We start from the raw sequence: 24,669 nt of genomic DNA on the forward strand, positions 1-24,669 counted from the left end.
ATTATTTTTTAATTTGAGTCATGCCTGTTTCCATTCCTTCTCCGGCGGCCGCTACTACCACTTCTCCATCGTTAACGGCTACACGAATACTCGCTTGTCCGTTGGCCAGTTGCACTTTGCGTGATCCTCCGGCAGTGCCCAGATCATCTATCAGCCGGCCGTTACCGGCAATAGAAAATACGATTTCGTTGGCGGCATCCAGGCATAATACACCGGCGGCATCTACTGCCTTCACTTTCACCAGGTCTCCGGTATGTTCCAGTATCAGTTTCACAGGTGCTGTCCAGGAGGCAGTTTGGTATTGCCAGTTTACTTCATCAGTGATGGTTTGTTTTCCGTTGCGGGCAATTACTTTCACGATGTTATTACCGTTGCTCAGCGCTACCTTCCAGCGCAAACCGGCGGCAGGAAAATCGGGACTGCTGCGTTTGCGGATACCCACGCTTTTCCCGTTTACAAACAATTCAGCTTCGGCACAATTGGAGTATACGCGGATCTCTTTTTCTTCTCCTTCTTTTCCCCAGCGTATCGGCCAGGCATGGCCCAGGATGTGTGCCATGGGCTGTTTGGTCCAGTAAGACTGAAATACATAATATATTTCTTTAGGGCTGAGATCACGGGCAACGATACCTTTCTGGTTTACATAAGGTACGGGATTTTCAGGACGCAATGGCGTAGAAAAATCTTTGAATACCCAGTAGGCGGAGCCGGTCAGTTGTGGCATGGTTTCCTGTTCTTTCAGGTGCCAGTCCACCAGGTTCACTGCATACGACTCAGACCAGTCGCCATCTTTAGACGCGCGGGCATTACCGCCGGTGAGGGCAAAATCGCCGGTGCGTTCATCGGCGCCTTTACCGGTAGCTATCTGTTTAATGAATTTTTCAGGATCTTCTGCATAGCGTCCCTGGTGGCTGTCGGCTCCCCATTCCGCATGGAAGAAATGTGGCACTTTGGCTATTTCGTTCAGGCTTTCCTGTTTGTATTCTGTGTAGCGGCCACGATACCAGCCTGCCCATATAGATGGAGAGTAAACATCTACAATATCCTTACAGAAATCACAGCGGCGGATGGTGGTTTTGCGGGTACTGTCCAGCTGATGTGCGAGTGTATTGAGCTCCGACATAAACGTGCGGATCTGTTGTTTATCGAACTCGGGGAAATCGCCCGGCCAGTCGTTTTCATTTCCCAGGCCCCATAATATCACAGCAGGATGGTTGCGGTGTTGTGTAATGAGGTTCGTCAGCATTCGCCGGGCCTGTGCCTTATATACTTCTCCACCCAGTCCTCCCCTGCACCAGGGAATTTCTTCCCATACGAGGATGCCCAGGCTATCGCACAGGTTCAATACAATGCGTGATTGCTGATAGTGGCCGAGGCGGATAAAATTGGCGCCCATCTTTTTTATCAGGATCATTTCCTGACGGATCATGTTTTCCGTCATAGCAGCAGCCACGCCGGCATGATCTTCATGGCGGTGAGTACCTTGTAACAGGAGGCGTTTACCATTCAGTAAAAATGGGCCCTGCGTTACAAATTCAAAATGCCGGAAGCCCGTTTTCCCTGACCAGGTGGCCACGCCGGCAGCACTGGTTAAAGTGGCTTCCACGGTATATAACTGTGGTTGATCAGGCGACCATAGCTGTGGTTTTTTAACAGTGATGACGGATAGTTGTTGTATGTCCTTTGTGGGAGTAATTGTTTGTTTAATTGTTTTGATGATATTATGCTGCGGGTCCAGTACATGCAGTTCCAGCGTACCAGTGGTAATGTTTTCCGCATCGGAAAAGCCAGTGCTGATGTGCAGCATACCTTCTTTTCCTGCGGCGTCTGTTTGTGCCTGTACGTGAAATGCATCAAAGGATAACGCGGGGGCATATACGATATTTACATACCGGTATAATCCGCCGTAAACATTAAAATCAGACATACCGGAAGGAATCATTTCCAGGTCGCGGGTATTATCGCAACGGATGGAGATGGGTATTTTTCCTTTGTAACGTTTTGCTGCCGGCGATTGGAGAAAGTCGTTCACGGCTGTGGTGATGTCTGCCGACCATTCATCGTAGCCGCCGGTATGTGCCGCTACTTTTGTCGTATATACATATACGGTAGTTTTTTGTCCGGCGCCTTCAAAGTGCAGCAGCGTACGTCCTTTATCGTAGGGGTTGTTGATATCCAGCAAGGTTCTGTACCAGCCTGGCCCTTCGTAGTAGTTCTGATCCGGGTCTACAGCATCTCGGGCATTAAAGCAATGAGGGAGTGTAATGATTTTCCACAGGGTCACTGATTCAGGGCTGCCTTCTGCAGCGGGTCTTACCGCCTCCCAGATACCACCCAGGTCACCCTGCAGGAATTCCCAGGGCTGGTTAATACGGGCAGATTGCTGGGCCGTTACACGTGTGGAATAAAGTAGTGCCGCCAGGATAGCATAGCAGGCAGCTATTCTTCTTATCAACATTTTCGTACAGTTGTTTTTATAACCGGAATAAATCTGACGACAAATCCTTGTCTGTCTTCTTTTTATTACTATACTTTATATGGCAGGAATTCCTGCCCTGTTTTAATCAGTGGCAGTAATTTTTCATTTATGGAATTCAATCAATTGATAGCAAACGTTTGCAAAAAAAATCAGGCGCCTAAATCAGTACTATTATCATTATTTACAGGTATTATCAGATTTGTTGCGCTAATAAGATCCGAAACTATGCAATCGGTTGCAGATAAATGTATGCAATTTTACCTATTTCAGGTATCTTTTTCAGGGCAGGGAGTACAATAATTATTTTTTTCATTCGTCTGGTTAAAAGAGCAGGACATTGGGCGGCGGCACAAAGGGCTTTTAACCATTGTCACGAGGTGATACCTGTATTTGACTTAACCCATATTTCGGAACATGATACAGTACCGGCAGATAGATTTAATTTGCAGTTATGAAGAAGGATAAACAACCCGTCATCACATCTTACCGTTTGGAGGATTTACTGGTTGTTCCTGGCCTGATGATAGATGTTCACTACAAAACAGCCGGGGATGATCATCATCATCCGCATGTGGATCTAACCCAGGCGCACCGGCACGAATTTTATACGCTGGCCGTTACCGGCCATCAGCGTAGTCTGCATATGGTAGATTTCCGGCAGGTAGAGATGCCCCCGGAGAGCATTTTTTTACTCTCCCCCTGGCAGATACATTTGCCACAGGACATTATATTGGTATCAGACCTGTTCCTGATTTCCTTTACATCAGAATTTCTGCCACCGGGAGCGCCGGCGTTACCGGTATGTATGGAAAAGGCGATCACGCCTGATCCGGAAGGATATAAAGAGATCTGGTATTTATGTCAGCGATTATTGCAGGAATTCAATCACCGCAAAGCCTTGCAGGAACCGGTGTTACAACATTACCTGGCCCTGTTACTCACGCTCTTTACGCGTTACTTACCGGAAAATGCCAGCAGCAAACAGTTACAGCCAGAGCTATTGACCCGCTACCGGGAGTTGATGGAGGTACATTTACTAAGCTGGAGTAGTTGCGGTGATTACGCCCGGGCATTACATGTGACCACTGATCACCTGAACGAGGTGGTAAAGCAGGAAACCGGGCAAACAGCGTCTGCACTGCTGGCCGCCAGGCGTATACTGGAGGCCAAACGGATGTTGTTGCATTCCACACATGGCATTAAAGAAATTGCGTGGTATCTGCAATTTAATGAAGTGACTTACTTCAATCGTTTCTTCAAACAGCATACCGGACAAACTCCGCTTGCCTTCCGTATCTCCAGCCGGGAAAAGTATAATTATAACCCGGAATAGTATAATAACGGGTAACGGCAGGTCCGGTAGCTTTGCTTAAATTATAGACATCACATGAAACCATCAGCAATTTTACCCGATGATATCAACAACGTAGAAATAAACGGACAAACCCTCAGAAAAGGCTCTGTTGCTGCTTTTCTGGCGAATGTAAATATTATTGAAAACAACATTGATACTACCGGCCAGGCCTATATGGAAGCATTAAAAGATATGCTCGAATTAGTTCCTGCACTGGAACTGCTGGGTGTTTTTAAACACCTGGCCATCCGGTCTGAAAACATCAAAACTATTATCCTGCAAGCCTGGCCTGATATGGCAGGTAAATTATAACACCCGAAAAATAAACTTTTCATGCCTTCAATTAAAGACAGGGCGACCAGTTTACTGATGTCGCGCATAGGGAAAACCGCGTCCGTACGTAACGTAGCACGCATTGGCAATTTGCTGTTACAGGTAGACCTGCAATTACCACAATCGCTGCCTGACCGCAGCACACAACACCTCAAATGCGAAGTAGCTCCGTATACCTACCGTGATTACACGGTAGCACAATGGGATATGGTGACACAGTCTGCCACGCTGCTGATAGATTGCGGACACGATGGCGCAGGCAGCTATTGGGCACTTCAGCTCCAACCCGGCCAGGAAGTGTATTATGCAGGACCCGGTGGCGGTATACATCAGCCTACTACTGCCCAACACCTCGTATGCATAGGCGATGCCAGCGCAGCAGGACATTTTCATTCAATCTATCAGCGTAAAACAGCCCTGCAAAATTTCCACTGCTTCCTGCAACTGGAGCGTCCGATGACCAGGCAAATACTGGAAATGCCGGTGCAACCGCTTTCCAATAACGGACACTATTTCACCGATCTGCATGAGTGGTTGTATCATTACAATTTCCCCGCAGCAGACACGACTTATTATGTGGCAGGTAATCAAAAGATGGTAGTGCAGGTGCGTAAATCGTTGCGTCAGCAAGGCGGACAAGTAAAGGCACAGGGTTTCTGGGGCTAAAGCTTTTATGGCATCAGACCAGGTGTTCTTTCATTGCCTTTACAATTGCATTGGAGCGGGAATTTACATCGAGCTTGCGATAAATATTCATGATATGGGAGCGTACTGTACCCACACTGATATGACACACTTCAGCGATTTGCTTATAGGTGTCTCCATTTACCAGGCAACGTAAAATTTCCTTCTCCCGTGGCGACAATCCATAAGGGTCCTGATAGACATGCTTCTCTTTCCGGAAAAATGCCAGCACTTTGTTAACCGCCACTAAATTCGACTGCAAAGCCGTCTCATACACCTGAGATATAAACTCTGACAAGGACACAGGAGGTACATGATCCAGTTCATATCCCTGCCGTGCTACCGATACGGGTCTCAATTCCTGTTCCTTGTCGTTCAGGGTAAGCAATAGCACATTTATATCAGGGTAAGCTGCTTTTACTATGCTGGCGGCTTCTATCGCGGTCAATCCAGGTATCTCTATATCCATAAAAACCAGGTTGCAGATATCTTTTGCTAATTGTTGTAACAATTCTGTTGATTCGTTGTGCAATCCCGAAACTTCCAAAACACGCGCTTCTCCCAAATTACCAGGACTTATAGGCCGCACTTTTTTCATAATATTCCTTTTGGGTTATGTATATTCATATGAAATCTCCCATTGATAACTGCAAGTTCTCGGAAGCTGGTATGGCTGATAAAATATAAATGGAAAGATTACACGGTTTCCATACCCGTAACAAATTTGAAACAATTACATGCAGTAGTCAATCGGATACGTATATGGTTTTTCAATAAATATTAATATACAATTTGTTTTATATTAGCCATAAAACAAACGTGTAACGTGGTAGTTCGTAGTCCTTTAATGGATTAACAGGAATGTAATAGCTTACAAATCAACTACTTAAAAGTTGGCACTTCTCTCATTTAAAACAAATTATATTTAAACATATATATTACAATTGCACCTTTCCGGCCGTTCTTCGCTCAGTTCCTTTCCTTCCGGTCAGGTCATCTCCGAGTTCATTCCGGTACTTTTCTGCTATCCCCTGCAGCTCTTTTACCACCTCAGGAAACTGCTTTTGTACATCTAAGGTTTCCCCCGGATCACGACGCATGTCATATAATGCTAATGGAACTTCTACTTCTGGTTGCGCTCCCGGGAAACCATCATAACCCGGCAGATTTAATTTATAGGTCCTGCTCCTGTGCGGTAATACCAGCTTCCAGGGACCCTTACGAATAGCCTCCAGACTATTTACCTGATAATATACGGCCAGTTCGTCTCTTGGGTTTGCATCTGCCTCATTAAATAATAATGATTTCAAATCCACCCCGTCAATTTTTCTTGTGGGTAAAGCAGCACCACAAAAATTAGCAATGGTAGGCAACAGATCAATAGTAGCAGCCATCTTGTTACAAACTGTACCAGCAGGTATTTTACCCGGCCAGCGCATAATACAGGGTACACGTAACCCTCCTTCCCAGGAAGTGCCTTTACCTTCACGCAAACCACCCGTATTACCAGCATGATTGCCATAAGATAACCAGGGGCCATTGTCACTGGTAAAAACCACCAGCGTATTTTCCGCCAACCCATTATCTTCCAGGGTTTTCAGCACCTGCCCCACCGACCAGTCAATTTCTTCAATCACATCTCCAAACAATCCATCTTTACTTTTTCCCTTGTGCTTGTCGGAAACAGCAATCGGCACATGCGGCATGCTGTGCGCCAGGTAAAGAAAAAAGGGCTGCTTTTTATGCTCCCTTATAAACCGGCAGGCCCGGTCCGTATAAATAGTGGTGAGCTCGGATTGATCTTCCAGCGTTTTAATATATCTCAATGGCTTGTTACCTTCTATCAGCGGCAACGGCGGATATTTTCTGCGGGGATTAGAGGAGGTATCGGCATAAGGCCTGCCATCGTAATGCACCGGCCACATATCATTGGAATAAGGCAATCCCAGGTATTCATCAAAACCATGTTGCAAAGGCAACCAGGGTTCTTTACATCCCAGATGCCATTTACCTACCATGCCCGTGCGGTAGCCCTGGCTTTTTAATACGGTAGCAATGGTTTGTTCTGCAGTATCAAGTGCAATAGGCGCCACCGGCGATAAAGCACCATTGATACCAACCCGGTTAGGATAGCATCCTGTCAGCAAACCAGCCCTGGAAGCCGAACATACGGCCTGTGCTGCATAAAAATAAGTGAATCGCATTCCCTGTGCTGCCAAACGGTTTAAGTTGGGGGTATGCCAGGGGGTACCGGCAAAGCATTCCAGGTCACCGTAACCCATATCATCCATAAAGATGATCACAATATTTGGCTTTTTAACGACTGGCAAAGGCTTGATGAAACTGAATAATACAGCCGCCAAAAATAAAGCAGACAGGCAAAAATAAACTCTCTTCATCCGGGATGTTTAACAATAAAAAATGGTGACCATAAAAATATACATCTTCCGGAGAATTCCTATAAAAAATGAAATTAATCTTTGGGAGGAAAGCAGAAAGCGAAAAGCAGAAAGCAAAAAGCTATTGAAGCGAATGACCTCAGCGTATATACTATACGTGTTAATCATTCGCTTCAATAGCTTTTTGCTTTCTGCTTTTCGCTTTCTGCCTACTGCAATATCAGCTCTATCACCGGTATCTCAGTATCCGGCTTACGTACCGGTAAATCCAGCGCCAGATCACCTTTATCGGTACCATGCATTTTTATTTCAGAACCATCATTCAGCAACTGCGCATACTTTACTTTCCCTTTCAGGCCAGGCAGTTCAAAACGCTGCAACGGATAATCCAACAGGTGAACATATAAACGCTTGGTAGTAGGATTGTAAGTTAACAGGCTGTTGTCCGGACGCTTAAATTCTGCAGGTGCCTCTGTACAACCATAAATAGAACGACCGTTTACTTCCATCCATGCACCCATGCCTTTCAACCTATCCTGTGCGCGACTATCGAAAGTACCACGGGAGGTAGGTCCTACATTCAGCAACAGGTTACCACCTTTGCTCACTGATTCTATCAGCAGTACCAGTAACTGCTTATTATCCTTCCAGGAAGTTTCATCACGGTAATAACCCCACGAACCGGAAAAGGTCTGACAGGTTTCCCAATGAATACGCTTGCCATTACGCGTAGGCCATTCGGATACTTTGTATTGCTCCGGTGTAGCAAAGTCGCCACCATCTTCGTATTCACCCAAATCCAGGCGATCGTTAACGATAATACCAGGCTGCAGTTTACGGATCATTTTAATGAGCTCCAGTGAATTCCAGTCGTTATGGTCTTTACCGTTATCAYCAGGGAAAGAAAAGTCTGTCCACAGGATATCAATTTTACCATAATTAGTCATCAGTTCTTTCAACTGGTTTTTCAGATAAGCCCTGTATTTCTCCATATCACGACCTTTGTTCAGGCGCTCGTAATCCTTTGGATCATTGGGACGCTGCGGATGCACCCGGTCAATGGTATAATCCGGATGATGCCAGTCGATCAGGGAATAATAGAACCCTACTTTCAACCCTTCTGCGCGGAAAGCTTCTACAAATTCCTTGATCAGGTCTCTTTTAGCGGCTGTATTTGGCGCTTTATAATCCGTGAATTTAGAATCAAACAAACAAAAGCCTTCATGGTGTTTGGTGGTGATCACCGCATACTTCATACCGGCAGCCTTTGCCTGACGGGCCCATTCTTTTGGATTGTACAGATCAGGATTATACAGATCAAAATATTTCTGATAATCGGCGTCTGTAAGATGTTCATTGCTCTTTACCCATTCGTGGCGGGAAGGCATAGAATACAGGCCCCAGTGAATAAACATACCGAAACGGTCATTTACCCACCACGCCAATCTTTGTTCTTTTTGCTCGGGCGTTTCATTAAAAATTTTCTTTTCCTGGGCCTGTACCTGCAGGAGGAACAGTAGGAAAGTAACGGCACAGAGTGATAGTTTTTTCATAACTAATTATTTATGCTAATTTGGTTTGATACATTTTTTATTCTGCCACCAGCCAGGTATAACCCGCCGCAGGAATGGTCACTTTCACATGCGCCTGGTATTCACGGTCAAGGGTATACGCTTTTGCTGCACCTTCTTTTTCCCGGATACGCACGCTTTGCTTCGCGCCGGTATAATACATCGGTAAAGTCAGTTCCCGTACAATTGCCTGCTCTGTTGGATTGTACAACATGATCAGTGCCTTTTGCGGCAATGTGGGACTTACGTGCATGACACCATCCCAATCGCGGCCATCCGGCCGGCGAAGGTGGATAATATCGGTGTTGAGTATATCCCGGTATTTTTTATACCAATTGATCATATTTTTAACGACTGTTTTGGTACTATCGGTATCGTATAAACGTGGACCGCGATAACAAGCCTGTACACCGGCGCCATAGTATTGCACCATCAGTTGCTCATAGGAATCCAGGTGATCATTCAGCGGTTCCAGCGTAGCGGCGGCGCCACCACCCTGGTATTCACTGAGTGGTACAAATCCCCAGCTCATGGAAGGCGTTTTTTCCCAGGTACCATCAAAAATATTCTGCCTGTTCAGGATCAGCTGTTCTGCTCTTGGCAGGGAGAAATTCACTTCCCGGTAACCCAGTGCAATTTTATTGGTACCATCCATAAAGTACCAGTCAGGCGCATTTACATAAACACCTCTTTCATTACACCAATGGTAAAGCGCTTTCTGCAACTGCATTTGCTTCCATTGAGAATCTTCCAGTCCGGTATGTCCGGGATGCGTGGTAGAGGCACATACATCCCCTGGATATGGACCATCATTTTCAAAAATATCAAAGCCGGTAGCACTGATAAAGCGCTTTAACTCCTGCACGTAACCTAACCCCCACTTACTTCCCAGGCAGGGGGCATTACCAAAGAAGGCGCCACCGCGTTTGCCGGTAACAGGACTGATTACATCGTCTTCCTCACTGATACGCCTGCTCGAAAACAGGGAGTAGCCACCCAGCAGTACTTTTTTGCTGTGTGCATAATCCGCCAGTGCTTTAAATTTCGCGATGTTGGCAGCGCTGGTATCTTCCATATTTAAACCACTGCCAAAGCTCAGGATCACGCCTTCATAGCCGGTAGCGGCACATTGGTCAATGATCGCCTTTACTTTTACAGGATCTGTACTTACCAGGTGCATGAAAATGGGATTCTCCGTTGTCCACGGTGCAATGGTGCGGTACATACGGCGTTGAGCCAGACCATTGCGTTCGCGGTCGTAACCATCCAATAGTAACTCGTAAGTACGTACAGATTCAAAATGTTCTCCTGCAGCCATGGTAATGCCAACTGGTACTATTGGATATACTTCCAACACACAGGGCGTTTGGTAGTCATAATTCACTTGTGAAGTGTAGGTGCTATCGGCCTTCCAGTGAGTGGTTTGGTCACTGAGATTTGCTTTCATGGCGTTATTGAAAGCGTAGTTACTTTCAATATAGATACCATGTGGTACGCGCATTTTATTTACGCCACCTACTACTGCCGATTCTTCTTCCGGCGTAGCCAGTATTTCGTTCACTACCTGTTGTAGCTTAACCGGCTCCCCGCTCTGGTTGGTTATTTCCAGCCATTTAGATAATAAAGGGATGCCATCAAATATTTCGTAGTGCACTTTCACCAATAACCCTTTCAGTTCAGGTGCCTGTGCCTCGTAGGAGAAGATCAGCGCTTTGCCGGTAGGTTGTTTGGGATTTGTACACCAACCATGTGCCGTCCATTTTAAGTAAGGTGCAATGCTGGTGACCTGGTGTCCTTTGTACATGAAATCTGATTTACCCGCCTGCAGCTTATCCAGCCAGGCCGGCAACAGATAGGCCTGCTGGGGCTGTCCCTGCGCACCACCTATCATATAGTCGTGTCCGTTCACCGTTATCCTGGCTTCCGGTTTCACTGCACGCAGTAATTGTTCTCCGCTTACCAGGTTACGATAATCCGTGCATATCACGTTGGGGGTTATACGAAAACTGCGACTCAGTAAACCATTGCTGAGTGTAATTTCTTTACCCTTTTCTGTAACAGCGGCAGTGTACGGCTGATGATTAATCAACCAGTCATTTACTGGCGGCTTCATCTGTGCCAGTGCCATACCGGAATACAAACAGGTAACCAGTCCTGCCAGGAGGTTAGTTTTTTTCATGTTCATGCTATTCTTATAAAATTATTTTACGGGCTGCAGGATAATTTTCCTCAACCAACATAGCTCACTTTTATTACCGGATACCGGCTTTACTGCCAGGTTTTGTTTTCCGGCTTTATCAATATGTACAATGCCAACGGCATGTTGAATAAACTGCATCGGTTTGTGACTGTCGTAGGTGCCTGTCGTCAGTGTCAGGAAAGGAAGTTGTTGTCCACCCACGGTTACCATTCCCTGTTGAGAAGCACTGCCTGGTTCACAGGCATAGTCGAGTATAATTTTATAATCTCCGGCATCCTGTATGTCCAGTGGAAATACAATGGCATCGTCAGGCGTCACCATACCGGTAATACAGTTATCATGTTTCCAGTCGCCGAAATAATGGGAGTAGGTAAACAGTTTACTTTTGGCGGCGCCGTTGAAGACAGCCCATACCGCAGGTATTTCCGCCTGCGGATATTCGTTGCTGACGGTTTGTGTACGGAGCTGTGACAGGTCTGGTTGTTGTCCGCTGTATTCCATCAGCAGCACCGTATTTCGTGTATCCGGCAGCGTTATAGGCAACTGGATAATGGTTTCTTCCGGTAATTGTTTCCAGGTGAGCGCTTTATTGCTGCCCAGTATTTTCACCGATTTGATTTTTGCTGTAACGCCAGGTACCCGCAATTGTCTGTTGGCGGGCATTTGCCATACATGCAAAAACAATTTGCCTGGCTTGCTGGTGGTTACACCCCAGGGTTGTGCCGGAATGAGGCCCCAGGTGGTGCCGTAAATACTTTCACCGTATGTCTGCAGCCATTTACCGGTTGCTTTCAGGTAGGCCACAGAATAGGCAGGCCATTTACCATTGCCATCCGGTCCTACGTTGAGCATCAGGTTACCTCCTTTAGAGGCTACATTGGAAAGAAGGTGAATAATTTCTTGGGGAGATTTAAAGTTGAGGTCGTGTTGAATATACCCCCAGGAATCGTTGTGGGTATAAATAGATTCCCAGGCGCCGGCAATAGGTACCGGTGGAACTTCAGAGTCACCGAAATCGCGGTAGTCGCCCAGGTCATGTCCTACCCTGCTGCTAAATAAACAGCCGGGTTGCAATACGCGCAAACTATCAATCATCAACCGGGTTTGTTCGGTCGTTAAGCCGCCGGGCATATCAAACCATACAAGGCCCAGCGGGCCATAGTTGGTAAGTAGTTCTTTTAATTGTGGTATTGATTTGGTGCGATAGTATTCCTGGTAATCTTTCTCTTTATTATTAAAATCCCAGTTGTTGCCACCACCATTAGGTTCGTGCCAGTCGAGGAACTGCGAGTAATAAAATCCGAATGGTATTCCCTGCGCTTTGCATGCCGCCGACAGGGCTTTCATGGGATCTTTCTTATAAGGGGAGGCATCCATGATATCGAAGTCCGTTACTTTGGAATCGAACATACTGAAACCTTCATGATGTTTGGCGGTAATGACCAGGTATTTAATACCGGCTTCTTTTGCTGTTTCTGCCCACTCTTTTGCGTCAAAGCCAACGGGGTTGAATGACTGTGCTACTCTGGCATATTCTGCGGCTGGTGCTTGGGCGCGGTTCATAATCCATTCGCCGCTGCCGTAGTAACTACTGTCGTGCCAGCGGCCGGCCAGTTTGGAATAAAGTCCCCAGTGTATGAATAGTCCGAATTTAGCCTGCTGAAACCATTTTAATCCCGGATGCGCCGGATTAGCAGTAGCTGCCTTGTTCCACATATCAGGCATATCCTGTGCCTGCGTTTTTGCGTGCAGCAACAGGCCAAGAAACAACAATAAACATGGAACCCGGTGGGACATAGCTCTGAATTTTAGTAACCAGCCGTAAAAAATATACATATCCACTGGTATAAGCAAATGCATGGAAAATGGTATCAGGGAAAGGGAAAATGGTACAATTAAACAGACTGCAATGGTATTAACCAACGGTTAACGAATATTACCAGGAGTAATACTTAATTTCGATTCAGACAAGTTACACTACCTAAGCATTAATGTAACTTTCCAGATTAAGCAATCATCTTATTTAAGCTATTATATAGGCTATAATGTGTTATAAGCATCTGGTGCAATACCAAGGTGCCATGTGAATGTTTTAAAAGCCTCTGCTGTATGTCATCAGCAGGGGTTTCTTATTTTTACCCCGCCCCCGGCGATTCAGGTTGAAAATCAGGGAAATATCTTTTTCAATACTGCCTCCAGGAGATATTTTGATGAATAAAACCCTTTTTACCTGCTTTCTCTAAACAATACATTTTCTCCTGCTACAGTCTGCTATAGCTGCGCTACTATGGCCGCTTCCGGAACTCACCTACGCATCAAGTCCACCTCTACTGCAGGGCTACTGCATGTACATAGCGGGACTCAGGCATATAATCGACAGTCTCACCATAATGAAGCGGTAATGTTGACTATAATAATGGGGGTTCTTAATGCACTATATCTTAAACGACTATTTAGAGAAAACGAAGATAAAAGTCCTTCTAAAACATCTGTGATGCAGGTTTTCGGGTAGCTGGCAGGGCTTGGATCTATGGCATTCTTCCTTTATAGATGGACTAAACTGTATGTTTAAGATTTACAGTATCCCCGATGCTTTCAACTTGCCCCGGCGCTCTCGTTATTTCAATTCTTGTTTAGGTTCGGTTAACTCTCCAAGTAACGCTTCCGCTTAATATTGTGGCATCGTTTTGCGTTGAACCGGTAAGAAACCATTGCCAGGACTGCGCAAATATTCACGATAACTGAAAAATGCATACAACTAACAAATATCTCAGCAGTACCTGTTGGCTTCTCCAGGCCGACGGGGTTATTTTATTGCCCATAGGAGCTTCTATGAAGCAATTTCCGTCCGGCCACCAGAGATAGAACAAGCACCCACCGGTCTGACGACCAATGGGTTTTTGATTTAATCATCATCTAGCTACAGCGCCTTTGCGGTTTCCACTGCGAAGGCTTTTTTCTGTCTTGAAAATGAATATATATTCACTTATCTTTGTAGTGTGAAACTGAAAGATGATAAAAAAGTAGCGCAGATCTTCCAGGCAGCACTCAAGCTGGTGACCAGGAAAGGATTGTCGGGCATGACGATGGGAGATATTTCCAAAGAGGCCGGGATAGCTACCGGCACCCTCTATGTTTACTTCAAGAGCAAGGATGAGCTGATCAATGCCCTGTTTGCCGCCTGCAGGGGAAATTCCGTACAGGTAGCTTTTAAAGGCTATCAGCCACAAATTCCGTTCAAACTTGGATTCAGACATATCTGGCTCAACATCTTACGCTACAAGCTGGCAAATTTCGAAGAAGTCGTTTTCCTGGAACAATGTTACCATTCGCCTTTTATCACCGCCGACACAAGGGAGAAGGCGCAGCAACTGTCTGCCCCCTTCTATGAACTGATGGAAAGAGGTAAGAAGGAACAGCTGATCAAACAGGTGGATACGGGATTGTTACTCACCTTTATGATAGGCACCATGAATGAACTGGTGAAACAAACGCATTACAGCGGCATTACCTTGAACAGAAGCCGGGTAAACACCACTTTTGATCTTTGCTGGGATGCGCTGAAAGCATAAGTTATAATGAATAATTATTCACAATAAATACACCATGCATATGTCAGACATCATGATCGCAGTAGACCTGAGCAGCTTTTCAGAAAACCTGATCAGGACAGGCTTAGAACTGGCCAATAAAATGAAGGCATCGGTTACGCTCTTTTCCGTAGTAGAAATAGGCATAGGCTTAGGTTTACCGGAGGCCGGCCCTGTATTTACAGATGATATCCCGGCACGCATCCGCGAAGTAGAGGAAAGACTGGAAGCCTATAAACAAAATTATCCGGACAATAATAATATCCAGATCCTGGTGACTACCGGGAATCCTAAAAACGAAACACTGGAACAGGCGCATAATGGCAATACTACCATGCTGGTAGTAGGTACACATGGCAGAACCGGCCTGGATCATATGCTGCTTGGCAGCAATGCGGAATATATTATCCGGCATTCACGCATACCAGTACTGGTGGTTCCCTATAATCAGCAGGAACACTAATCAGCCCAACAACTATCACTCAACAATCAATAAAACCACAACAGCAACGGCTCTGGCTGTTGCAGGATCCCGGCGGCTTCGCCGGGATTTTTTTGGCACTACGCTGTCGCATATACGCATGATAAAGCTTATATTTATAATGAATAATTAAAGTACATCTACGGTCCTACTACCCTCCTTCCAGCCCCAAAACTGGTAACGAAATTTTATTGACACAACTTTCCCTTCATCTCTAACTCTCTGCTATGAAGAAAAATTACTCCTCAAAAGGTTTGCTGCTGGTATTATTCTTTCTGTTGTCCGCCCCAGCCGCATTTGCACAGCTGAAGATCGGTGACAACCCGGCAACTATCAACAAAGCATCTATCCTGGAACTGGAAAGTCTCCGGCAGGGCTTATTGCTGCCCCGCATCCTGGATACCACGCTTGCTCCGCTTAGCACGGCACCGGACGGGATGATCATTTATCACACCCCGAGCCAGAGCTTACTCGTAAGACGCGCCGGCTACTGGTCAAAACTGGTGGATAGCTTAAACGCTTCCGCCGGCACCTGGCTACTGAAAGGTAATACAGGTACCAATCCCACAAATAATTACCTGGGTACCTCCGACAACCAGGCGTTGTCGATCCGTACCAACGCCACAGAAGCCATCAATATCAGTGCTACCCAAACCGTGGCGCTGAAACAGGTGCCTGCCAGCGCCACGCTCATCAGCGTACTGATGATAGATCCTGCCACAGGAACGATTAATCAGCGGAACCTTTCGGCAGCGGCATTCACAGACGCGATCCGCACACTCAATGGTGTAGCGAAACAGGGATTCACCATAAAGGCAGATACCCTCAACGCAAATTTTGGGGTAACGACTACCCCTGCGGATAGTACCATTTCCCTGAATATCCCTATAGTAGGTACTGCCAGTGCCAGAACGGGGTTACTCACCTATGCCGATTGGTTATCTTTCAGCACCAAGCAAAAAGCCATTACCATCGGTGCATTTATATTGACTCCCGGCAGTCCCGATGGTCTGGTACTGGACAGCGCCGCCGGTGTACTTCACCTGGTAGCCGCCACAGCTACCACCCCCGGTGGCATATCCGCAGTGGCCCAAACCTTTGGTGGCGCCAAAACATTTAACGACAGCGTGAGCATCGTCACCGGACTGGGTGTAACCGGACAAGCTACCATTAACAATGGCATCAAAGTAACTGCTGGTGGCGCCAATATTACCGGCAATGTTACCCTGAACACTGCACCTCCCAATGTAAGCACCGCTACCACCACTGTCCTCTTCAGAAATCCTGTTACCGGCGCTCTGGAAAAAAGAGACGTTGATTCCGCTGCTTTCTCCGTTGGTATCCGCAGAATCAATAATCAAACCGGCCCCAATATCTATATCAAAACCGGCAAAGCAGGAACCGACATTGCATTGGATAGTACCAGCGTGACTAACACCCTCACCCTGAATATTCCGGATGCAAGTGCTACTGCCCGTGGTGTGGTGAATGATTCTGCCCAGACCTTTGCAGGTTTTAAAACGATCCGCGATACATTAGCTGTAGCCAAAAACGCCATCGTAGGTGCCGGCACAGCCCCTAACTCCACCCTGCAGGTAAGTGGTTCCATGTCACTGAATATCCGTACCACCAGCAATACTACAGAGGCGCTGGCAGAAACAGATAACACATTGCTGGTAAATGCCACCGGAGCTAATACCACCATCACCCTGCCACCGGTAGCAAATATTATCGGCAGAGTATATACTATTAAAAAAATCTCCGGCACCATCGATAATGCAGTTACACTGCAGCCTTCAGGTGGCGCCCAGATCGAAGGCAGTACTTCTTACGTGATTTATAACAATTATACCTACGTAACAATTCAAACAGATGGCACTAACTGGTATGTGATCAGAAAGTAAAACCTCTTTATTGTTACCCGTAAATTGTTATTCATGCCGAAAGCAAGAATTAAAAGCAGCATACTGCTATGCGCGCTGCTGTTGCTGCTTGTACAGGTACATGCGCAACAGCTCAAGCTGGGAGACCCCACGTCTTCCGCGATCAAAGCCGCACTGCTGGAACTGAATACTACCAATCAGGGCCTGCTATTGCCCAGGATTACGGATACTACGTTAGCACCACTTCCCGCCTCTCCGGATGGTATGATTATCTATTACAAACCGGCCAGCAGTTTACTGATCCGGCGGAATGGTTCCTGGTCAAAACTGGCGGACAGCACAGCTGTCAGCAACAACCAATGGCTGCTGACAGGTAACGCCCTCGCAGACAGTACCACAAAATTTATTGGCAGCACCAATGCAAACGCCGTTAATGTCCGCACCAATAATATAGCACGACTCACGATTTCCTCCACCGGCAATGTGGGCATTGGTAATACCGCACCTACTTCCTTATTGCAGGTAAAAACGGGGGTTGCCAATACATCGGGGGTACGCTTGGAAAATCTAACCAACACCGCAACCATCACGGTGGGGGCGGGAGCCTTGGGCGTAGACGGTAGCGGGAATGTGGTCAGATCAGCAACGGCTCCAGTGTTTTATAATGCCGGCGGTGTGGTATCGCAGAATATTAAGATCTGGGCAGATTCCGTCAGTCAGCCTGTAACACCGCTCGCAACCGGACAACTGGCTGTGGATATTTCCAACGCAGGATTTACTAAGATCATGTCAATCACCGCCACCGCAAAAGGTGGTACCGATGTGACTAATGCTCCGCTGGTTTCCATATTGGGTTATAGTTTAACCAAAATAAATTTTCTCCTGATGGAAAGTAAAACCACCGGCATTCTGATAGGAGGTACTGTAGAAGGATTGGACCCGAGTACCGCAAATACCACAAAAATATTCGTCACGGTCATTGGCTATTAAAACAAAATATTCATCAATTTCATACAATCGTTAACGTTATAAAACTTAAATACTCCATATTAATTTTCTGCTTTACCCTGATGGCTCATATGGCCGTCCGGGCACAGTCAGCCACCTGGTTACATCCCAACACCAGGATGGGTATATTCAGTGCAGACACCATTGCTGTTTTTGGTGATATGGTCAATGAAGGCAACATCCTCTCTGTGAGTGGATCTGTTGTAAACTTCTATGGATTACGCTGGCGTAACAGCAACAACGCCAGCATACTCGATGAAAGCAGTGACGGCTTCAGTGCAGCAGGAGGATTATTCCGCTTCATGCAAACAAATCCCGCGCTGTATCAGTACATCAGCGGAGGATTCAGCGCAGCCACCGGCGAAGGTCCCAGCTTCCCAAATATCAGTGTGGAAAATTCCCCGGGCGTTTTCCTGGATGATCTCAGCGATCTTAAAATTGTAAATGGACTGGATCTGCAAAATGGATATGTTTTCCTGAATGGCTGGAACCTGGTGATGGGACATCATACTCCCGGAAATATTATGCATTATTCTGCCCAACATTTTATTGTTACCGGCAGTAATTTTGGCGGCGGTGCGCTTTACCGTAACCATATTTCCCCGGCAGACAAAAACGTGATTTTTCCTATTGGCACAAGGCCCTCCAGCTATACACCTGTAGTACTGGATAATCCGGGCGCCACTACCAACATTCGTACGGGCGTTTCCGATAGTGTCAGAAAAAACCTTACTACCGGCGACAACCTGATGCTCACCAGTATTAATAAAACATGGGAAATAACGGCGTCACAACCTGATGCAGAATTAAGGCTGCACCTTGTTTTCGATCGGTCGGACGAGGGGCCGGTATATGAAGCCAACCGGAATACGGCCTACCTGGCCAGGTTCGCGGATACAGCCTGGGATATTGCCAGTATCAGAGCGGCTCCCGGCACACCCGGCAGCTATACCACCGGCCCACCAGACAGACAAAAAGTAGCCGTATCACGCAGCTTTCAGCACCTGCGCTCGTCTAACTATTTTACCAGCCTGGTAGCAGAAACGGTAAACAGTCCCAACAGAACAACACTGGATTTCTTCAGCGCATATCGCAGCAGTGATAATGAAGACAGTGTACTCCTTCACTGGATCACCGGCAGAGAATACTTCTGCAGTGGCTTCGCCATAGAACGAAGATTTGCCGCTAACTCAAATTTTGATTCCATCGCGTTTGTCAACAGCAAATCACCTGGTGGCATCAGCTTCTACCCGGTAGGCTATGATGCTGTAGACGCGCCACATAATGATGGCTTTATCTTTTACCGGCTCAAAGTTATCATGACAGATGGTTCCTTCTTCTATGGACCAGTGCGTTTGGTGAAGGGTAAAAACAGCAGCGGTGATATTATCGTATGGCCTAACCCGGTACAAGGCGGTGTAATACATATATATTATGGATCCAGTCAGCACATAAAGGCATTGTCGCTCGTTGATGTGCCAGGACACCGGTTAATATACCAGAAGTTCCAGCAACCATTACAACAACGTAATTATTATGAACTAAATGTGCCTCCTAACCTGGCCAGAGGAACTTACTTCCTGCAGTTTATCGGCGAAAATGATGAGCTGCTGCATACTGAGAAAGTAATAATAATGGAATAGGCAACATATTAAAATCCGCTTAAACTCCGCACAGTTAAGGGATAGCTACTAAAGTTACTGTAACTTTGCGGGTTAGTGCGAACAACCCAATTTCACGAAACCTACAAACCTTTGAGAAAGAAATTTTTTACTGCGGCATTCCTGCGCAAGCTTCATCTGAAAGAGCTGCTGGCAGTGTTATTTATATTACTGGCCATTTACTTTTTCCGTTCACAACGCCATGAATTGTATTCGTTGATTCCCGCTATTGAAAAAGCAGACAGGGGTTGGGTAGTAATAGGCGTAGCCGTTACGCTGGCATATATTTTATTACAGGCTGCCATGTATGTGTTCAGCTTCCGCGCTATAGGCGCCAGACTCGACACCATAAAAAGTACAGAGCTCTTTCTGAAACGCAACCTCTTGTCGGTATTTCTCCCGGCAGGTGGCATCAGTTCACTCGCCTATTTACCACAGAGCTTACGTCGTACGCAATTACATAAACAACAAATACATCAGGCATCCGGGATCTATGGCTTTGTGGGGATATTATCTGTTTTCCTGGTAGGTATTCCTGTAGTGATATATTCCATGCTGCATGCCGGCAGTATGAGAGATGCGATCTGGGGACTGGCGGCTATTTGCGGATTATTGTTGAGCGTAGTCCTGTTGGTACGTTCTATGCAAACAAGAGGCAAAGCCTACCAGTTGCTCGTTAAATATTTTCCCGGAGCTGCGCACCAGGTAGATGAAATTTTTRCGTTTCAATTATCTGTACCTGCCTTTATGAATACGGTGCTGGCTTCCGTGCTGATAGAAGTAGCAGGGGTGGCACATTTGTACCTGAGTATGCTGGCAGTTGGCGTTACCCCTTCCCTGGAGGCGGCCTGCGTTGGATATATTGTAGCTACCATCTTTCTCATTATATCTCCTTTTCTGCGTGGACTTGGCGCCATTGAATTATCACTGGCCTATCTGCTGAGCAATTATGGCTTCAGCACATTAGAGGCATTGGAAATCACACTGTTGTTCCGTTTGTTTGAGTTCTGGTTGCCACTGATTGCAGGGATGTTTGCGTTTGCATTGAAAGGTCGTGAGCTGGTACTTCGCTTATTACCACCTATTCTGATCTTTTTGTTGGGCATGGTAAATATCTTCTCTGTGCTCACCCCCCCACTGGCCAATCGCATGCATTTGCTCCGCGCATATATTCCCGGCACCTCCATACATGCCACCAATTTATTAGTGGTTTTCCTGGGATTGGTATTGCTGGTAACAGCCACCTTCCTTTTCCGGGGATTGCGCAGTGCATGGATAGTGGCGCTGGCAGTATCTATGCTATCGGTATTTGGCCATATCGGAAAAGCACTCGACTATGAAGAAGCCTCACTGGCACTGGTTACCTGCGTGATATTGCTGATCACCTCCAAACAATACCGTGTAAAAAGTAATCCGCAGCTGGTGAATATTGGCGTAGTAACGGCATTGGCCACTTTATTTGTGGTATTGATTTTTGGTACCATTGGATTTTATTTTCTGAATGTGCGCCACTTTGGAATTGACTTTACCTGGCAGCAATCCATACGCCATGCATTCCACTGTTTTATGTTGCTGGAAGATGACGGACTGCAGCCGGTTACCCGTTTCGGAAAAGAATTTATGTCGGCAATCAGGGTATTGGGTGTAGGCGCCTGGGCTTTTCTTTTCTATACCATCATCCGTCCTTATCTGCATGTAACACAACAAACCAATACCAGTCTTGAAAAAGCACGCTTCTACCTGAGCCAGTATGGCGACTCTCCCATGGATTATTTCAAGGTAGGACAAGATAAACTGTTGTTTATATCTGATCAGTACGAAGGTTTTATTGCCTACCGGGTGGCAGGCAGCTTTGCCATTGTCCTGGAAGAACCGGTATGCAGTGAAAATAATAAACTCGATTTATTGCAGGAGTTTGAACAACAATGCCGTAAGATGGGCCTGCGGCCTGCCTTTTATCGGGTAGATGAAGACAGCACCTATTATTTCAGTCATCTTAAAAAGAAAAAGATGCTGATAGGCCAGGAAGCCATCATGGATATACGCAATTTTACCCTGAGTGGCAAAGACAAAAAATCGCTGCGCAACGGGTTGAATAGTTTGGCTAACAAAGGCTATGTAACTACTTTTCATACGGCGCCACAAACGCCGGCAATGCTGCAGGCGTTAAAATCTGTCAGCGATGAATGGCTGCAGCAATATGAGGTAAAGGAGCTTACTTTTTCACAGGGCCTTTTTGATGCCGACAGTATCCGTGGACAGGATGTTATTACTGTTACCGATGCAGAAGGACAGGTAGCCGCCTTTTTGAACATGATCCCGGACTATGCGCCGGGTGAATGTACCTACGATCTTATCCGCAAGCGCTCTGACGCTCCCGGTGGCGTAATGGATGCGTTGATTATTGCGCTGATACAGGATGCTCAGCAAAAAGAACTACATTTTCTGAACCTGGGCATGGTGCCGATGTCCGGGATCATTCAACCTGAAAATACTGCGGAGAAAATGGTGAAGTATGCTTATGAGAAATTGCGTTTTTTCCGGCACTACCAGGGGCTACGTGAGTTCAAGGAAAAATATGCTACCGAATGGACTAACAAATACCTGGTATATGAACATGATTTTGACCTGATACAATTACCTTCTGCGCTGAGCAAAGTAATGCAGCCATAAGGATTGTTAAAAGATGCAGTGCCGGTTGGCGGACGAACAATTGCGGAATGGATTTTGTTTCATAAGCAAGCGTTAATTTAGCTGCCAGCCATTAATGGCTCCCTTTAACAATTGCAAGCAGAAGGCCATATGTTATTATCAGGAATGTTCTCTAAAACAGGAAAACTGTTCAGCGGTTTATTATTATTATTGGCCGTACTACAGATACATGCGCAAAGCGGGATCAACAACCTGCCGGTGGTTACTAAAGTTCCGGCGGCGGGTGCTACGGCACCGCTGATCATCTATATTACCGGTGATGGTGGGATGAAAAAATTTTCTGCCAACGTGATAGAATCCTTTCACCAAAAGAACTACCCGGTAGTAGCTTTAAATGCCCTTAAATATTTCTGGAGCAAAAAAACACCCCAGCAGGCGGCAAAAGATGTGGCAGCCCTGGTTAAATATTACCAGTCGCAATGGGGCAGTAACCACGGCGTTTTACTGATTGGTTACTCTTTAGGCGCAGATGTGCTGCCATTTATATATACCAGTTTACCTGCAGAAATAGCCGCCGAGGTAAAGCAGCTGGTATTACTGTCTCCTTCTTTATACACAGATTTGGAAGTGCATGTGTCGGATATGCTGGGGAAGTCCAGTAATAGAGGGCTGAGTGTTCCGGGAGAAATCAATAAAATTACCGATAAGCCTTTATTGCTTGTATTTGGGGCAGAAGAAAAAGACTTTAATTTCTCTGCGCTTAATATTCCTTATCAGAAGCTGATCCTTCCGGGCGGACATGCGTATGATGAAGACGCTAATGGTGTAGCGGGTAAAATACTTACGGCACTGCATCCCTGACATATAGGAATGAGTGAGCAAATGCCTTAGTTATCAGTGCAATTAGGTCGGCAGCTTGTACCGTTTTTCCAGTTCATTTCTCATGGCGGAGGTGAGTGCTATTCTGGCTTCTCCTACCATTACATGATCCAGATCGAGGTGGGTAATATGGCGGAACCCTACTACAAACCAGCGATGTACCCGCATAAATGCATTGGCGGGCAGCTGGGAGATGATCCAATCCAGCTTTTCTGTTGTCACCAGTTTTTGATCGCCCAGGTGTAAAGTGATATGATCATCCATCACTTCTACATATTGCAGGTCGTTATAGAATACCTTTTCATGGCGGTGTTGTGTTTTCAGTATAAAATATTCAGCAGAATATTTTGTGGGGCGGGTGATTCCTTCCATTTCTATGGTATTATATATTTTAGAAATCAAGTCATTCAATGCTGTTTGTGTAAACGGCAACTGCAGTAGCCCGGCCGGCAGAAAATCAAATCCTCCAGGTGGATGTTCGGTATACATCATCATCATTACCGGTAATACATCTTGTCGTCCGGGCGGTGGCGGGAGCGGATCTTCGTAGCTTCCAACAATCAACACATCTATGGTTTGAGCTTCCAGCCAGAAACGTGCGTCTTCCATGGTATTGCAACGGTTTACCAGGTAAACATATGGGATAGCAGACAAAAAATGCTCCAGCTCCCCGAATCCCTCCGGGTCATTACCCAAAATAATACAGTTTAGTACCATAGAGCTGATTTTGATCAAATATGGGTACGAAAATTTATTCGAGTCAGTTGCCCGCGGACACAGAAGATTTAAGTTGGGCAGGTGACTGAATAGAGACCCGCGTATTATCTAAAATCTAATCTAAACCGCGTTATGAAAAAAGAGTTATTGTTCGCATAATACTTTATCAAAAGCTGACAATATACTTCCCTGATAAAATTGGATCTATTTAAAGTAGGAACAGTTAATCCAATGTTAAGTATTATGGAAAAAGAAGGTGGACAGATAAGCTATTGCCCCAAGGACAACACCTTTCCTGTCCACCACTTAAGGAGGCTTACATAAAAGATCCAGTAACAACTGTGTTAACAGCTGTGGATAGATCTAAGGCCCGAAAAACGGGCAGCGTGAGCGCAGGAAAGCTAACAGGGAGGCCGGTTAACTGGTCAGTGCGCGGACCATGTTTACCAAATGTGCAGGAATAAAAGTAACATCGTACTCACGGTGATCAGGTTTTTTGAGAACCTGACGTTGAACCCGCCTTTTTCTGAGTAGTAGTAACTTTCTTTGTACCGGTCGTACTCAATGGGAGCACCTAACTCCTTCATCATTTTGAGGAATTCATAGAGTGTTCTTTCGGAAATACGAAGCCGCTTGGCTAACTGAGCTGGCTTACCGGTCCCTTTGATCCTGATGAGGTAATCAATGGTTTGTAGTCTGTCAAAATAACGCTTTGGCATGTGGCATAGAGGGGTCTTAACGGTTATTTACTGAATATACGATATGTGCCTTGATTAAA

Annotated in this window: 18 protein-coding genes; 10 read left to right on the plus strand and 8 right to left on the minus strand. The window is 46.0% G+C overall.

Annotation, left to right across the window (positions count from 1 at the left end; genetic code table 11):
• Position 1: 1 nt before the first annotated feature.
• Positions 2-2,458: a glycoside hydrolase family 2 TIM barrel-domain containing protein gene (locus AB4Z08_RS05595; protein WP_441572743.1), complete on the minus strand. Its 2,457-nt coding sequence runs from the start codon at positions 2,456-2,458 to the stop codon at positions 2-4.
• A 472-nt stretch (positions 2,459-2,930) separates the two neighbouring features.
• Between AB4Z08_RS05595 and AB4Z08_RS05600 the strand changes: the two genes are divergently transcribed.
• From AB4Z08_RS05600 to AB4Z08_RS05610, 3 genes are read left to right on the plus strand one after another with little or no spacing between them, the layout of a single operon-like run.
• Positions 2,931-3,812 (plus strand): helix-turn-helix domain-containing protein, encoded by an 882-nt coding sequence (locus AB4Z08_RS05600; protein WP_441572744.1) that lies wholly within the window; start codon positions 2,931-2,933, stop codon positions 3,810-3,812.
• 54 nt (positions 3,813-3,866) lie between these two features.
• On the plus strand, positions 3,867-4,145 hold the full coding sequence (locus tag AB4Z08_RS05605; RefSeq protein ID WP_441572745.1) for a hypothetical protein: 279 nt from the start codon (positions 3,867-3,869) through the stop codon (positions 4,143-4,145).
• A 21-nt stretch (positions 4,146-4,166) separates the two neighbouring features.
• Positions 4,167-4,832: a siderophore-interacting protein gene (locus AB4Z08_RS05610; protein WP_441572746.1), complete on the plus strand. Its 666-nt coding sequence runs from the start codon at positions 4,167-4,169 to the stop codon at positions 4,830-4,832.
• Between the two features lie 13 nt (positions 4,833-4,845).
• Here AB4Z08_RS05610 and AB4Z08_RS05615 read toward each other — a convergent pair whose 3' ends face one another.
• From AB4Z08_RS05615 to AB4Z08_RS05635, 5 genes are all read right to left on the minus strand, one after another.
• The gene (locus tag AB4Z08_RS05615; RefSeq protein ID WP_441572747.1) at positions 4,846-5,448 is read right to left on the minus strand and encodes a response regulator transcription factor; all 603 of its coding nucleotides are present in this window, start codon (positions 5,446-5,448) and stop codon (positions 4,846-4,848) included.
• Between the two features lie 340 nt (positions 5,449-5,788).
• Complete coding sequence (locus AB4Z08_RS05620; RefSeq protein WP_441572748.1) at positions 5,789-7,249, minus strand: sulfatase family protein; 1,461 nt, start codon at positions 7,247-7,249, stop codon at positions 5,789-5,791.
• Positions 7,250-7,458: 209 nt separating this feature from the next.
• Positions 7,459-8,802, minus strand: coding sequence for an alpha-L-fucosidase (locus AB4Z08_RS05625; RefSeq protein ID WP_441572749.1), 1,344 nt, complete (start codon positions 8,800-8,802; stop codon positions 7,459-7,461).
• 37 nt (positions 8,803-8,839) lie between these two features.
• A complete protein-coding gene (locus tag AB4Z08_RS05630; protein ID WP_441572750.1) occupies positions 8,840-10,999 on the minus strand; it encodes an alpha-galactosidase in 2,160 nt (719 codons plus the stop codon).
• Positions 11,000-11,020: 21 nt separating this feature from the next.
• The gene (locus AB4Z08_RS05635) at positions 11,021-12,817 is read right to left on the minus strand and encodes an alpha-L-fucosidase (RefSeq protein ID WP_441572751.1); all 1,797 of its coding nucleotides are present in this window, start codon (positions 12,815-12,817) and stop codon (positions 11,021-11,023) included.
• Positions 12,818-14,019: 1,202 nt separating this feature from the next.
• On the opposite strand from AB4Z08_RS05635, the gene AB4Z08_RS05640 reads away from it, so the two are divergent.
• The 7 genes from AB4Z08_RS05640 to AB4Z08_RS05670 all read left to right on the plus strand — a co-directional run bounded on the left by AB4Z08_RS05640 (position 14,020) and on the right by AB4Z08_RS05670 (position 23,156).
• The gene (locus tag AB4Z08_RS05640; RefSeq protein WP_441572752.1) at positions 14,020-14,592 is read left to right on the plus strand and encodes a TetR/AcrR family transcriptional regulator; all 573 of its coding nucleotides are present in this window, start codon (positions 14,020-14,022) and stop codon (positions 14,590-14,592) included.
• Between the two features lie 40 nt (positions 14,593-14,632).
• Positions 14,633-15,073 carry a universal stress protein gene (locus AB4Z08_RS05645; protein WP_441572753.1) on the plus strand — a complete coding sequence of 147 codons (441 nt, stop codon included), beginning with the start codon at positions 14,633-14,635 and terminating at the stop codon, positions 15,071-15,073.
• 245 nt (positions 15,074-15,318) lie between these two features.
• A complete protein-coding gene (locus tag AB4Z08_RS05650) occupies positions 15,319-16,995 on the plus strand; it encodes a hypothetical protein (RefSeq protein ID WP_441572754.1) in 1,677 nt (558 codons plus the stop codon).
• A 33-nt stretch (positions 16,996-17,028) separates the two neighbouring features.
• Positions 17,029-17,964: a hypothetical protein gene (locus tag AB4Z08_RS05655; protein ID WP_441572755.1), complete on the plus strand. Its 936-nt coding sequence runs from the start codon at positions 17,029-17,031 to the stop codon at positions 17,962-17,964.
• 80 nt (positions 17,965-18,044) lie between these two features.
• Positions 18,045-19,625: a T9SS type A sorting domain-containing protein gene (locus tag AB4Z08_RS05660; RefSeq protein WP_441572756.1), complete on the plus strand. Its 1,581-nt coding sequence runs from the start codon at positions 18,045-18,047 to the stop codon at positions 19,623-19,625.
• Positions 19,626-19,736: 111 nt separating this feature from the next.
• Positions 19,737-22,316: a phosphatidylglycerol lysyltransferase domain-containing protein gene (locus AB4Z08_RS05665; protein WP_441572757.1), complete on the plus strand. Its 2,580-nt coding sequence runs from the start codon at positions 19,737-19,739 to the stop codon at positions 22,314-22,316.
• 129 nt (positions 22,317-22,445) lie between these two features.
• A complete protein-coding gene (locus tag AB4Z08_RS05670) occupies positions 22,446-23,156 on the plus strand; it encodes an AcvB/VirJ family lysyl-phosphatidylglycerol hydrolase (RefSeq protein ID WP_441572758.1) in 711 nt (236 codons plus the stop codon).
• Positions 23,157-23,198: 42 nt separating this feature from the next.
• Here AB4Z08_RS05670 and AB4Z08_RS05675 read toward each other — a convergent pair whose 3' ends face one another.
• Positions 23,199-23,891, minus strand: a complete 693-nt coding sequence (locus tag AB4Z08_RS05675) for a LytR/AlgR family response regulator transcription factor (RefSeq protein WP_441572759.1) — start codon at positions 23,889-23,891, stop codon at positions 23,199-23,201.
• 443 nt (positions 23,892-24,334) lie between these two features.
• Entirely contained in the window at positions 24,335-24,610 is a 276-nt protein-coding gene (locus tag AB4Z08_RS05680; protein WP_133808462.1) for an HTH domain-containing protein, read from the minus strand.
• Positions 24,611-24,669: the final 59 nt, after the last annotated feature.

This window comes from Chitinophaga sp. RAB17, from assembly GCF_052114225.1.
Lineage (GTDB): Bacteria > Bacteroidota > Bacteroidia > Chitinophagales > Chitinophagaceae > Chitinophaga.